Below are 13401 nucleotides of genomic sequence, written 5' to 3'. Positions count from 1 at the left end.
GCCGGAGGGACGAAACACGAAAGGGCGCCGCAGCTGATCTGCTGCGGCGCCCTCCGAAGAATCCGAATTCACTCAGGCCTTGGCGTTGTCCTTCTCCTCGACCCGGTCAGCATCCTCGGTCTCGTCGAGCTCGGTCTCAGCATCCTCGATCTCGTCCTCGTCTGATTCATCCTCAGCCGAAGAATCCGAATTGAAGACACCATCCGGACGGATGAGTTCACGAACCTCAGCCATGAAGCTGTTCAGCTGCTGCTGCTGCCAGCGCAGCTGGCGCGTGCGATCTTCAGAGTCACGCAGCACATCCGTGGTGTGCCCGATGACGGTGCTGACGATCTTCTGCGCCTTCACTCGTGCCCGATCGAGCGTCTCGCGAGCACGCATCTGGGCGTCAGCCTCGATGGCGCCCGCCTGCGAACGCATCAGACGCTCATAGTCGTCGGCCTTCGCTGAAATGCGCTTGGAGTGCTCCAGCGCCGACTCCACCTGCTCGTTCGCGTCGTTGGTGATGCGCTCGGCATGAGCGACCGCCTGGTTGTGCAGGAGCAGGAACTCCTGCTGCGCCTCGTCCTGCCGGCGGGTCAGGGTCTCTTCGAACTCCAGCACGCGCGCGTTCATCTCGCGCACCTCGCGCTCAGCATCCGCACGCTGCTGGCTGGTCTCGCGGGCAACCATCGAACGCAGCGCCGCCGAGCCCTTCTCGGCCTCGGTGCGAACGGTTGCCGCCTCCTGCTCGGCCTGGACGACCTTCTCAGCGGCATGGGATGCTTCGCGCTGAATGCGTGCCTCATGGGCGGTGTACTCGGTGTCGATACGCAACCGGACCTGATCGGCGTCGTTCTGCGCCTGCTTGGTGACCCGCTGTACCTCGACGTCGAGCTCGGCGCGGCGCGTGTCGGCTTCGGCGCGGGTTGCCTCAAGCAGGCGTTCGGCCTGCACGGCAGCATTCTGAATCAGGACCGACGCCTGCTCCTCGGCGACGCGCAGCACTGCCTCGAACTGCAACCGCGACCCCTCGGCGTCGGCTTCGCTCTTCGGGGCGTCGACGAGCTCGCTGGTGAGCGTCACGACCTGCTGCTCAGCGTCATCCGCCTGGGCACGAGCTGCGGCCAGTTCGGCCTCAAGCGCTGTGGTGCGCTCTGCCGCTTGAGCCTCGAGCTCCGCCATGCGCGTTTCGCTCTCGATCCGTGCGGCCTCCACCTCGGAGCGCACCGACGCAACGTCGCGGCTCACACCCGAACGCGCCTGGGCCAGTTCAGCATCCGCACGCTGCACCTGCATCCGCAGGCCGGCGATCGCAGCATCCACCTCGCCGCGGTCATATCCGCGGAATCCGATCGTGAAGGTGCCCTGCTCGCGCGCCTGTCCCTGCGTGAGCTGATCGAAGAAATCGGCTCCCTGCTCGTCGTTGCTGTTGTCGGCGGAGTCGTTCACGAAGGAACACCTTTCTGGCGGGGCGCACCGCTCAAGCACCGAACACCGAACACCGAGGCGTCGAAGCAAGCACGAGCGGTCGCTGCGTGGGGGGAAGAGTGGAGCACAAGACTCCATTTATAAGACTAACTTGCCCGGGGATCGGCGACCAGCCCTGTTCTCCGGCGATCGCGCGAGGCATCTCACAGGGCATCCCACCGATAAACTGCCGTGCGACCCCCGATTGAAGGATTCCGCAATGCCGCGTTTTGACCTGCCCCTCGAGGAGCTGCGCTCCTATCGCCCCGCCGTCGCCGAGCCCGCTGACTTCGACGACTTCTGGGAGCAGACTCTTGCGGAGTCCCGCGCCCTCGCTGAGCCGATTCAGCTCCGGCGAATCGACTCTCCGCTGCAGTCCGTCGAAGTTTATGACGTCACATTCAGCGGCTTCGGCGGAGACCCGGTCGGCGGCTGGTTGCTGTTGCCAGCAGACAGTGACGAACCACTCCCCGCCGTGATCGAGTACGTCGGCTACGGCGGTGGACGGGGCCTGCCGCACGAGCGGCTCGGGTGGGCAGCATCCGGTTACGCCTACTTCCTGATGGACACCCGCGGCCAGGGCAGCAACTGGGGAACCGGTGGCGTCACGGCAGACCCACACGGCTCGGGCCCCGCGGTGCCCGGATATCTGACGCGCGGAATCGAATCTCCGCACAGCTACTATTACCGCCGGGTCTTCACCGATGCCGTGCTCGCCATCGACGCCATCCGCTCACTCGACCGTGTTGACGCGTCCCGCGTCGCGATCAGCGGCATCAGCCAGGGCGGCGGCATCGCGATCGCCGCAGCTGGCCTTTCCACCGGGCTGGTCGCTGCGATGCCCGAGGTGCCGTTCCTGTGCCACTTCGAACGGGCCGTCGGCATGACCGGACGCGATCCCTACGAGGAGATCGTCCGCTACCTGGCTGTGCAGCGCGAAGCATCCGCCACGGCCTTCGAAACGCTGTCGTACTTCGACGGCGTCAATTTCGCCAAGCGCGCGACTTCTCCGACCCTGTTCTCTGTGGCGCTGCTGGATCCCATTTGCCCGCCGTCGACAGTCTTCGCCGCCTACAACCACTGGGGCGGCTCCCGCGAGATCGTCGACTACCCCTTCAACGAGCACGAAGGCGGACAGGGCCTGCACTGGGAGAAACAGGCCGCGTTCCTCGCCGAGCAGCTCGCCGGGTGACGTTTGGTTCGTGTTCGGGGTTTCGGAGGGGGCGGGTTCTGCCCTGAGCAGAAAAACTGCCACCGCGACCGATTTCGGCGTTAGCGTGAACCATGGCCGAGATCGTCCCCTTTCCCCGCCCGCCGCGTCGTCATCACAACGACCCGGAACCGCTCTGGCGCCAGATGCTCGGTGACCAACTGCGGCGTCGACGACACGAGCGCGAAGAGACGCTCACCGAGACTGCCGATCGGGCCGGAGTCTCACCGCAGTACCTCTCCGAGGTCGAACGCGGGCTGAAGGAGCCGTCCAGCGAGATGATCGCCGCGATCTCCGGGGCTCTGGAGACGAATCTCATCGACTTGACCAGCGCTGTGGCCGATGAGCTGCGCATGGCCGCGGTTCCGGCACCCGCTCTGGCGTCGACCGGTCGCGGCGCATTCAGCCTCGCCGCTTGATCGGCTCCCGGCATCCGCCTGGTGCGCCCGGCTGACCTCCCGGCATCCGCCTGTGGCGCCTGTCATCCGCCGTGTTACGGATGTCGGACCATGTTGCAGATGTCGGAGGGATTCGACGAATTCGTCCGACAGACGTGACAGCATCCGCGATCCGTATCACCGGCCGCCACCTGTAACACCGCCATCACCCCGCCGAGCGCTCCCCCAGCACTGTGTCGATCAGTCCATATTCCAGAGCAGCGGATGCCGTGAACACCCGATCCCGGTCGGTATCGGCGCGCAGCGTCTCGACGGTGCGCCCGGTGTGCTTGGCGAGCACCGCTTCCATGTCGGCGCGCACCCGCACCACCTCGTCGGCGGCGAGGATCAGGTCGGGGATCGCCCCGCGGGACTGCCCGGCCGGCTGATGCAGCACGATCCGCGCATGCTCGAGCGCCGCACGCTGGCCCGGCGCACCGGCAGCAGCGAGAAGTGCCGCGGGACCGATTGCCTGACCGACGACCGTCGTCGCAACAGCCGGACGGATGTGCTGCATCGTGTCGTAGATCGCGAGGGCAGCTCCCGGGTCGCCGCCCTCGCTGTTGATGTAGAGCTGGACGCCGGCGTCAGGACTATCTGCATCGAGGTGCAGGAGCTGTGCGATCAGTGCGTTCGCGACACCCGCGTCGATTCCCGTGCCGAGGTAGATGACGCGTTCGGCGAGTAGGTGCGAGTAGACGTCCATGACGCGCTCACCCCGCGGATGCTGCGCGATGACGTTCGGGATCGTGTAACTGGTCATGACTTCACTCCTTCCGGGGCGGATACCGCGGCATCCGTTCCCAACCCGACTCGCGCTCTGCGGCGGGGCAATACCTGCCCTATCGAGTCGACGATCTCGTCGATGAACCCGTACTCCTGCGCCTGTGCTGCGGTGTACCAGCGGTCATGCAGCGAGTCATCGAAGATGCGCTCGGGTGACTGGCCGGTGTCGTCGGAGATGAGCCCGAGTACGGTGTCGCGCATGTGCCGGAGGTCGTCTGCCTGCGTTTCGAGTTCCCCGGCGGAACCGCCGATTCCGGCAGATCCCTGATGCATGAGGATCCTGGCGTGCGGCAGTGCGCGACGTTTGCCCTTCGTGCCGCCGGAGAGCAGGAACTGCCCCGCGCTGGCCGCCATGCCGAGCGCCAGCGTCGCGACGTCGTTGGGGATCAGCTTCATGATGTCGCGGATCGCGAGCATCGACGGCACCGAGCCGCCGGGTGAGTGGATCCACAGCGCGATGTCGGCGACGGGGTCTTCCGCAGACAGGTTCAGCAACTGCGTCATTAGCAGCGTGCCGTTGTCGTCATCCAGGGCGCCGTCGAGCACCAGGATGCGTTCATGAAACAGCGCGCGTCGGGCATCTGGGCTGAACTGTGGGGTCGGGTTTTCTTCGCTCATGCCTCCAGCGTGCGACGAGCGACAATCGCCAGGGCCCGAATCCGCCCTGAGCGGCTCTGCTGTGGGCAGAGGTGTCGGGACACTTGCAGGGCCATCGAACGGATGTCGGGCCATTCGCCGGCGTTTCGCCCTGCATCCGTTCGATCGCCCTGCATCCGTGCATCCCTGCATCCGTGCAGCCCTGCATCCGTGCATCCGTGCATCCATCTGTCCGCCCCGCGGGGCGGACAGAGCTTGTTTTCGGTGCACCTAAAAGGTACGTTTTCGGTGTGCCTAAAAATGTACGCATCGCGGCGAGTTTTCTCGCGGTGTTCACCGCCGGATCTGCACTGGTCGGATGCTCCGGGCCGGGCGCTCTCGATGACGATGACCGTCCGGTCGTACTGACCACCTTCACCGTCCTGGCAGATATCGCGCAGAATGTTGCCGGCGAGCATCTGCGCGTGGAATCGATCACGAAACCGGGCGCCGAAATCCACGCCTATGAGCCCACGCCCGGGGATGTGCGCAAGGCAGCCGAGGCCGACCTCATCCTCGACAACGGGCTCAACCTCGAAGCGTGGTTCGAGCAGTTCGTCGAATCGGTCGATGTTGACCACATCGTGGTCTCCGAAGGGGTGGAAGTCATCGGGATCGACTCTTCCGATGCCCCGAACCCGCACGCCTGGATGAGCCCGTCAAACGTGCAGCTGTACGTCGACAACATGGCCGAGGCGTTCAGTGAACTCTCCCCCGCACACACCGATGATTTCGCCGCGAACGCCGAGACCTACAAGTCCGAGCTGCAGCAGGTGCAGGACGATCTCGCCGCAGAGCTCGCCGAGCTTCCGCAGAATGAACGGGCGTTGGTCACCTGCGAGGGCGCGTTCTCGTACCTCGCGCAGGATGCCGGACTCACCGAGGCCTACATCTGGCCGGTCAACGCCGAGCAGCAGGCGACGCCGCGGCAGATCGCCGCGGTGATCGAGTTTGTGAAGGACAATGACGTGCCGGCGGTGTTCTGCGAGTCGACCGTCTCCGACCGGGCCATGCGGCAGGTCGTCGAAGCGACGGATGCCGCGTTCGGCGGCACCCTGTACGTCGACTCCCTCTCCACCGCCGACGGCCCGGTCCCGACCTATCTGGAGCTCATCCGCCACGACGCCGACATAATCGTTGCTGGACTCACCGGCCGCACCGCCGGCGGAAGCAACGGCGACGGAGCATGAGCGCGATCGAGGTGACCGGGGTCACGGTCCGCTACGGCGACCTGCTGGCGCTCGATGACGTGTCGCTGAGCGTCGAGGCCGGCCGCGTCACCGGGCTCATCGGAATGAACGGCTCCGGGAAGTCGACACTGTTCAAGACGATCATCTCGCTCGTGCGTCCGGACACCGGGCAGGTGCGCCTGCACGGCGCTGATCCAGCATCCGCTCGCCGGCGCGGGCTCATCGGATACGTCCCGCAAAGCGAGGACGTCGACTGGTCGTTTCCGGTCTCGGTGCGTGACGTGGTGATGATGGGTCGCTACGGTGCGCAGGGGATGCTGCGGCGAGCGCGCGCGGCTGACCGCACGGCCGTTGACGAGGCCCTCGAACGAGTGGAGCTCACCGACCTCGCCGACCGGCAGATCGGACAGCTTTCCGGCGGCCAACGCAAGCGTGCGTTCGTCGCTCGCGGGATCGCCCAGGGTGCCGACATCCTGTTGCTCGATGAGCCGTTCGCCGGTGTCGACAAGCGCAGCGAGGCGACAATCGTTCGGCTGCTGCGCGAGCTCGCGGCGGCCGGCGACACCGTGCTGGTCTCCACCCACGACCTGCACGCGCTGCCATCGCTGGCAGATGAAGCGGTATTGCTGCTTCGGCGGGTGCTGTTCCACGGCACGGTCACCGAGGCACTGGAGCCCGCCAACCTGTCGCGGGCCTTCGGGTTGGAGGCGCCGTGATCCTCGACTGGATTCTCGAGCCCCTGCAGTACGACTTCATGGTGCGTGCGCTCGTGACCACCGTGATCGCGGCCGTCGTGTGCGCGCTGCTCTCCTGCTGGCTGGTGCTGGTGGGCTGGTCGCTGATGGGCGATGCCGTCTCGCACGCGGTACTGCCCGGAGTCGTGCTCGCCTACGTGGTCGGGGCACCGTTCGCGCTCGGCGCGCTGGTGTTCGGTTTTCTCGCTGTGGCGCTCATCGGGCTCATCCGTGGCACGAGCCGGGTGAAGGAGGATGCCGCGATCGGCATCGTCTTCACAACACTGTTCGCCTTCGGGCTCGTGCTGATCTCGGTCACCCCGAGCCAGACCGATCTCAACCACATCATCTTCGGCAACATCCTCGGTGTCTCCGAAATCGATCTGCTGCAGATCATCGTGCTCGCCGCGATCGCCTTCGTCGTGCTGATCGTCAAGCGCCGGGATCTGACCCTGTATGCCTTCGATCCCACACACGCCTTCGCGATCGGGCTGTCACCGCGGATGCTGGGCGCACTGCTGCTCGGCGTGCTCGCGCTGACGGCCGTCGTCGCCCTGCAGGTGGTCGGCGTGGTGCTCGTCGTTGCGATGCTCATCATCCCCGGCGCCACCGCGCATCTGCTCACCGATCGCTTCGGACGGATGCTGGTGATCGCACCCGTCATGTCGGCACTGTGCAGCGTTATCGGCATCTACCTGAGCTACTGGATCGATGCGGCATCCGGTGGGCTCGTCGTCGTCGTGCAGGGCTGCGCGTTCGCGCTGGCGTACCTCTTCGCTCCGCACCAGGGCGTGATCGGTAAGCGACTGCGGCGGCGGGTGCGGGCCGGGCGGTAGCCGCCCACCATAGGCTGGAGCAATGCCTGTGGAACCTCTCGCCCTGCCCGCTGATGACTGGGCGACCTTCGTCGCCGAGCGCGCCGATTCCTCCCTCACCCAAGCGCGTGAGGTCGTCGACCGCCTCAAAGACGGCGCCGAACGCACGCCGCTGGAGACGCTCGAGCTGTGGAACGTCGGCGAGACGGCGATCAGGAATGCGGCGAGCGTGACCGAGCTGCTCTCCGAGGTTCACCCGGATGCCGGCGTGCGCGCCCTCGCCGAGGACCGGATGCAGGATGCCGCCGCCCTCGTCACCGCGCGCGATCAGGATCGCGCGCTGTATGAGGTGTTCGCGACCCTGGACCCCACAGGACTCGATGCCGAAGCGGCGCGGTTGCTCGTACTCACCCTGCGGGACTTCCGCCGCGGCGGCGTGGACCGTGACGATGCCACCCGCGCCCGCCTATCTGAGATCGCGGCGCGCATCACCGTGATCGAGCAGGAGTTCTCCCGGAACGTCCGCGACGATGTGCGCAGCATCCGGATCTCCCCCGAGCGTCTCGATGGTCTCCCCGAGGACTTCCGTGTCGCGCATCCGACGGGCGATGATGGGCTCGTCGAGATCACGACCGACTATCCGGACTTCCGACCGTTTCGCACCTACGCGCACGATCGCGCCGCGCGCGAGGAGCTCTCCCGCGCCTACGCCGCTCGCGGCTGGCCGGCGAACGATGCGCTGCTGCACGAGTTGCTGGATCTGCGTCATGAACAGGCCACGATGCTCGGTTATCCGTCCTGGCCGGATTTCGATGCCGAGACGAAGATGATCGGCACCGGCGATGCGATCGCCGAGTTCATCGACCACATCAGCGACCTGTCGGCTGATCGGGCGAACGCGGATGCCGAAGCGCTCCTGGCTCGAGCCCGGCAAGATGACCCTGAAGCGACCACCATCACCAGCGCAGATTCCGACTATTACGGCGAGCTCGTGCGCCGCGAGCAGTACGACGTCGACGCGCAGGATGTGCGCGAGTACTTCGACTTCGCCCGGGTGCGGGCGGGTCTGCTCTCTGTCACCGGTCGGCTGTTCGGCCTGGAATACCGGGCGGTGGATGCTCCGGCCTGGGCAGCGGATGTCACGAGCTACGACGTGCTGCAGCGCGGGGAGCGCATCGGTCGTATTCACCTGGACCTGCACCCGCGCGAGGGCAAGTACAAGCACGCTGCTCAGTTCGACCTCGTCAGTGGTGTCCGGGGCGTGCAACTGCCCGAGGGCGTTCTGGTGTGCAACTTCCCGCGCGGGCTCATGGAGCATGAGCAGGTCAAGACGCTGTTCCACGAGTTCGGCCACCTGCTTCACCACGTGCTCGGCGGTGACCAGACGTGGGCACGGTTCTCCGGCGTTGCGACCGAGTGGGACTTCGTCGAAGCGCCGTCGCAGATGCTCGAGGAATGGGCGTGGGATGCTTCGATCCTCCGCAGCTTCGCTGTGAACCCCGCGGACGAGGCGATCCCGGCTGATCTCGTCTCCCGCATGCGCGAAGCTGCCGACTCCGACCGCGGTCGCTGGGTGCGCACGCAGATGTTCTACGCCGCCGTCTCGTACCGACTGCACCAGGATCGCCCGGCAGATCATGACGCCGCTGTCGCAGAGCTCTCGGACCGCTACTCGGTGATCGCGCGACTCCCCGACACCCACATGCAGTCAGGGTTCGGACACCTCACCGGCTACAGCTCCGCGTATTACACGTACATGTGGAGCCTGGTGATCGCGAAGGACATGTTCAGTGCGTTCGACCGCGACGATCTGTTCGAGCCCGGTATCGCCGGCCGCTACCGAGACGAGATTCTCGCCCGCGGTGGTGCGGCCGACGCCGCCGACCTCGTTGCGTCATTGCTCGGACGCCCGTACTCCTTCGACGCGTTCGGGAAGTGGCTCGCCGGGGAGGCCTGAGCGCCGACCCGTTCATAACTCCTGAAAAACTCGCGGTTTTGGCGGGCCAAGCGTCGATTCCGGCCAGATCGCGACCAGTTCTCAGGAGTTGTGCGCAGCAGCGGCGGCAGTTGCCGCGAACGGCTGCATGAGGTCGGTGGCGAGGCCTGAGCGCCGACCCGTTCATAACTCCTGAGAAACTGGCGGTTCCGGCGGGCCAAGCGTCGATTCCGGCCAGATCGCGACCAGTTCTCAGGAGTTGTGCGCGGCGCCGGGCGCAGAGTTGGCGGCGGCGGCGGGCGCGGCGGGCGCAGCAGCAATCGCCGCGAACGCCTGCGCAAGGTCGGCGATGAGGTCGCCGGCGTTCTCGAGTCCGATCGACAGGCGCAGCACGTCGGCGTCGGGGCGGGCATCCTCCGGGACCGGTCGATGCGTGAGAGCAGCCGGATGCTGGATGAGCGAATCCACCCCGCCCAGCGACACCGCATGGGTAAACAGCTGCGTGGCGGCCGCAACAGCACTCGCCGCCGCATAACCTCCGCTCAGACGGATCGCGATCATCGCACCTGTGCCGCGCATCTGCCGATCGAGAATCCCCTCCTCATCCCCATTGAGGCCGGGGAAGAACACCTCGTCCACCTGCGGTTGATCGATCAGCCACTGCACGATCTGCTGCGCATTCGCTTGCTGCTGGCGCATCCGCACCGGCAGGGTGGTGAGACCGCGGTGCAGCAGGTAGGCGCCGAGCGGATGCAGCAGGCCACCGGTCACCGCACGAACACGGCGCAGCGCCTCAGCGTGCTCCTCGCTGCAGGCGATGACACCGGCGATCACATCGCCGTGGCCACCGAGGTACTTCGTCGCGCTGTGCAGCGACATCGCGGCCCCGTGATCGAGGGGGTTCTGCAGAATCGGCGTCGCGAACGTGTTGTCAACGACGACAGGCACGCCTGCGGCCGCGGCAACCACCGCGGCGATGTCGACGAGTTCGAGGGTCGGGTTCGCCGGCGTCTCCATGACCACCAGCCCGGTGTCGGGGCGGATGCTGACACCGACCTCAGAGGGATGACAGTATGTCGTCTCGGTTCCGAGCAGTCCGGTGCCGAGCAGATGGTCGGTGCCGCCGTACAGCGGGCGGACGGCCACGACATGACGCTTTCCGGTCGCCGAGGTCATCGCGAGGATCGCCGCAGTCATCGCCGCCATCCCCGAGGAGAATGCAACCGCAGCATCGGCGTGCTCCATCTCGGCAAGGGCATCTTCGAAGCGTGCGACGGTCGGGTTCCACAGACGCGCGTAGACCATGCTGCCGTCAGCAGGCGGACGCCCTCCGGTCGCCATCGCCTCGTAGGAGTCGCCGCCGCGCTCGATGTCGGGCAGCGGATTCGTCGTGGAGAGGTCGATGGGCAGGGCGTGTACGCCGAGTTCGGTGAGATCGGCGCGGCCACTGTGCACGGCGACAGTGTCGGGATGCAGGGGTGCAGTCATCCCTCCATCATTGCCGGAAACCCAATGAGAGTGCGAGACTTTGACAGTATTCGCCGAGTTTCGCGTACATTCCAGAATTCTGAACGAAATACGGCGGGAGATGGAGACACCCATTGTCGAAAACACAACAGTCGGCGGCATCCCTCGATGAGATCGATCTCGAGATCCTCACAGTTCTCAGCGCCCGCGCCGACACCACGAACAAGGCGCTGGCGAAGCAGTTGGGCCTGGCCGAATCAACCTGTGCCCACCGCGTGCGGGCTCTGCGCGATCGCGGCGTGATCCGCGATGTGCGCATCCGGGTGGATGAGGCCGCTCTCGGGTTCGGTCTGCAGGCGATCATCAAAGTGCGGCTCGCCAATCACACCGGCGCGAAGGTGAACGCTCTGTTCGACGCGCTCGTTGAGATTCCGCGCGTGCTTCAGGTGTTCCATGTCGCCGGCGTCGATGATTTCCTCGTGCATGTCGCGGTGAGCGATGCAGCCGCGCTCCGCGACATCGTGCTGGAGCACATCACCGTGCACTCCGTCGTCCGCGGCACCGAGACGCAGCTGGTGTTCGAGCTGCGTGACGGCCGCGGCGTGCTGCCGAACCGCTAGCGGCGCAGCAGCTTCCGCCAGCGCCGCTGCACGACGACGGGGACCGCCTGCGTGACGAGGGCGTCCACGTTCAGCGAGCTGTTGTCGGGGCCGAGGATGGCGATCGGGGTGGTGAGGGTGAGCTCGTCCGGGTCGACCGGCATCTTTGCCAGCGCGCGATGTGCGCGCACATAGGCGGGGATCAGGATCACCACAGCACCGATCCAGGCCAGAGGGTTGCTCATCGCCACGCCGCCGAATCCCAGCATGGCGCCGAGCAGCACTGCCGCTCCGACGCGGGCGAAGAGCTCGACGATACCGGTGATGGTCGGGATCAGCGCCTGCCCGAGCCCCTGCAGTGCACCGCGGATCACGAAGAGCACGCCCAGCAGTGAATAGGTCGCGCCGTTGATCACGAGCATGAGGTGTGCGAGTTCGACGACCTCGTCCGATCCCTCGCCGACGAACAGGCGCACCAGGTGGGTGCCGAACGCGATCAGCACGGCCCCCAAGATCACTGACGCACCAATCGCCATCCACGTCGCCTGCACGACGCCGGCTCGGATACGGTCGGGACGGCGTCCGCCGAAGTTCTGCGCCACATACATCGACACGGCGAGACCGAGGGATGCCAGCAGCGCAGTTGCGAGACTGTCGACACGGGATGCCGTTGTGTAGGCGGCGACAGCCTCAGCGCCGAGCATGTTCAGGGCGACCTGGACGACGAGGGTACCGATGGCGATGATCGAGGCCTGGAATCCCATTGGCAGCCCCAGACGCAGGTGCTCGATCAGATCGGCCTTGGTGATCCTCCAGTCGGCACGGCGCACGTGCAGCGCCGGCATCCGGCGCCTCACGAACTCGAGGCATAACACGACCGAGATCGCCTGCGAGACGACAGTCGCCAGTGCCGCACCGGCGACGCCCCAGCCCACCGGCCCGACCAGGATGAGCACGAGCGCAACGTTGACCACGCAGGCGATGGTCAAGAAGATCAACGGCGTGCGCGAGTCACCGATCGCTCGGATGATGGCGGACAGGTAGTTGAAGAACATCGTCGCGCCACCGCCGAGGAAGCTGATCTGCGTGAACAGCGCAGCCTCCGCCAGAAGTTCCGGCGGGGTCTGCATGAGCACCAGTACCGGCTCCGCCAGGAGGGGCCCCGCAACGGTGATGATCACACTGGCGATTGCGGCGAGCACGGTGCCGGTGGCCACCGAACGGCGGACAGCGTCGTGGTCTTTCGCGCCGAAGGCCTGGGCGGTCGGGATCGCGAAACCACTCGTCATGCCCCAGGCGAATCCGAGCAGCAGAAACAGCAGCGACCCAGTCGCCCCGACCGCGGCAAGCGAGTTCACACCGAGCTCGCGGCCGACAACGATCGTGTCGACCACCTGATAGAGCTGCTGGACGACGTTGCCGATGAGCAACGGTACGGAGAAGGCGAGGATGACGCGCCACGGGCGGCCCGTGGTGAGAGTGGTGGCCATGCGGAGTAGAGGACTTCCGGAACGCGAGAGGACAGGTCAGAGCGCCGAGAACCGGCGGAGCATCAGCTTATCGAATCGATTCGGTTCCGGAAGCCGGTTCCCGAAATCCGTTCCCGCTGGGGCTATGCGGCGAGAGCCGGCTGTGCTCCGGGGGCTGCGTTCGAGGCAGCAACTGTCGCAGTCGTTGCCGTTGGAATACTCGTTTCCGTAACCGTTGTCGCAGCCGTTAAAGCACTCGCAACCACTGGCGTCGTCGCAGATGGTGCCGCCGTCGGGACGGGGGCAGGTCGCGCCTGCCGCACCGGCTCCGGACGCGCAGCGAACGCATTCACAACTCCCCGCAGCAGCCCTCCGGCCACAAGCGCCACGATGAGCGCCCCGACCGAGATCAACGCAGGAATCCACATCCCGGCAAAGCCGGAGGCGAGACTCAGCATGGCCCCGACCAGCCAGACCGCGACGGCCCCACCGCTGGCACCGGCCGCGCCGCGCGCCAATGCGATCGCCGCGACGATCGCACACAGCACCGCGATGGCGACACCGACGTAACCGATCGGCAGGAAGAACTCTGCCAAATCACGAAACACACCTATAGACGACATTTTGACCCCCCGGTCATCCTCCGTGAACTCAACACTACGCAGGGCCGCAG

13 protein-coding genes are annotated in these 13401 nt (G+C 66.2%); 7 read left to right on the top strand and 6 right to left on the bottom strand.

Annotated features, from left to right (window positions below):
• Nucleotides 1-72: 72 nt before the first annotated feature.
• Nucleotides 73-1431 (bottom strand): coiled-coil domain-containing protein, encoded by a 1359-nt coding sequence (locus ACW5CM_RS00875; protein WP_457123835.1) that lies wholly within the window; start codon nt 1429-1431, stop codon nt 73-75.
• A 238-nt stretch (nt 1432-1669) separates the two neighbouring features.
• Here ACW5CM_RS00875 and ACW5CM_RS00870 point away from each other — a divergent pair, with 238 nt between their 5' ends.
• On the top strand, nt 1670-2641 hold the full coding sequence (locus ACW5CM_RS00870; RefSeq protein ID WP_457123834.1) for an acetylxylan esterase: 972 nt from the start codon (nt 1670-1672) through the stop codon (nt 2639-2641).
• 92 nt (nt 2642-2733) lie between these two features.
• On the top strand, nt 2734-3078 hold the full coding sequence (locus ACW5CM_RS00865; RefSeq protein WP_438253770.1) for a helix-turn-helix domain-containing protein: 345 nt from the start codon (nt 2734-2736) through the stop codon (nt 3076-3078).
• A 184-nt stretch (nt 3079-3262) separates the two neighbouring features.
• Here ACW5CM_RS00865 and ACW5CM_RS00860 read toward each other — a convergent pair whose 3' ends face one another.
• Both ACW5CM_RS00860 and ACW5CM_RS00855 read right to left on the bottom strand, forming a co-directional pair.
• On the bottom strand, nt 3263-3859 hold the full coding sequence (locus ACW5CM_RS00860) for a ClpP family protease (protein WP_457123833.1): 597 nt from the start codon (nt 3857-3859) through the stop codon (nt 3263-3265).
• On the bottom strand, nt 3856-4500 hold the full coding sequence (locus ACW5CM_RS00855; RefSeq protein ID WP_457123832.1) for a ClpP family protease: 645 nt from the start codon (nt 4498-4500) through the stop codon (nt 3856-3858). Before ACW5CM_RS00855 ends, ACW5CM_RS00860 begins: the two co-directional genes overlap by 4 nt.
• Nucleotides 4501-4769: 269 nt before the next feature.
• Here ACW5CM_RS00855 and ACW5CM_RS00850 point away from each other — a divergent pair, with 269 nt between their 5' ends.
• From ACW5CM_RS00850 to ACW5CM_RS00835, 4 genes are read left to right on the top strand one after another with little or no spacing between them, the layout of a single operon-like run.
• A complete protein-coding gene (locus ACW5CM_RS00850) occupies nt 4770-5708 on the top strand; it encodes a metal ABC transporter substrate-binding protein (protein WP_457123831.1) in 939 nt (312 codons plus the stop codon).
• The gene (locus ACW5CM_RS00845; RefSeq protein ID WP_438253766.1) at nt 5705-6424 is read left to right on the top strand and encodes a metal ABC transporter ATP-binding protein; all 720 of its coding nucleotides are present in this window, start codon (nt 5705-5707) and stop codon (nt 6422-6424) included. Before ACW5CM_RS00850 ends, ACW5CM_RS00845 begins: the two co-directional genes overlap by 4 nt.
• A gap of 38 nt (nt 6425-6462) precedes the next feature.
• Complete coding sequence (locus tag ACW5CM_RS00840; protein ID WP_457124106.1) at nt 6463-7278, top strand: metal ABC transporter permease; 816 nt, start codon at nt 6463-6465, stop codon at nt 7276-7278.
• 22 nt (nt 7279-7300) lie between these two features.
• Nucleotides 7301-9214 (top strand): M3 family metallopeptidase, encoded by a 1914-nt coding sequence (locus ACW5CM_RS00835; protein ID WP_457123830.1) that lies wholly within the window; start codon nt 7301-7303, stop codon nt 9212-9214.
• 231 nt (nt 9215-9445) lie between these two features.
• Here ACW5CM_RS00835 and ACW5CM_RS00830 read toward each other — a convergent pair whose 3' ends face one another.
• The gene (locus ACW5CM_RS00830; protein WP_457123829.1) at nt 9446-10681 is read right to left on the bottom strand and encodes a trans-sulfuration enzyme family protein; all 1236 of its coding nucleotides are present in this window, start codon (nt 10679-10681) and stop codon (nt 9446-9448) included.
• Between the two features lie 113 nt (nt 10682-10794).
• On the opposite strand from ACW5CM_RS00830, the gene ACW5CM_RS00825 reads away from it, so the two are divergent.
• Nucleotides 10795-11280 (top strand): Lrp/AsnC family transcriptional regulator, encoded by a 486-nt coding sequence (locus ACW5CM_RS00825; RefSeq protein ID WP_438253763.1) that lies wholly within the window; start codon nt 10795-10797, stop codon nt 11278-11280.
• On the opposite strand, the gene ACW5CM_RS00820 is transcribed toward ACW5CM_RS00825, so the two are convergent.
• Nucleotides 11277-12749, bottom strand: a complete 1473-nt coding sequence (locus ACW5CM_RS00820) for an MATE family efflux transporter (protein WP_457123828.1) — start codon at nt 12747-12749, stop codon at nt 11277-11279. The two genes, ACW5CM_RS00825 and ACW5CM_RS00820, sit on opposite strands and share 4 nt — an antisense overlap.
• A 122-nt stretch (nt 12750-12871) precedes the next feature.
• Complete coding sequence (locus ACW5CM_RS00815) at nt 12872-13336, bottom strand: hypothetical protein (protein ID WP_457123827.1); 465 nt, start codon at nt 13334-13336, stop codon at nt 12872-12874.
• Nucleotides 13337-13401: the final 65 nt, after the last annotated feature.

It is taken from the genome of Microbacterium wangyouchuni, assembly GCF_054072595.1.
This window is presented reverse-complemented; position numbering and strand designations above follow the sequence as displayed.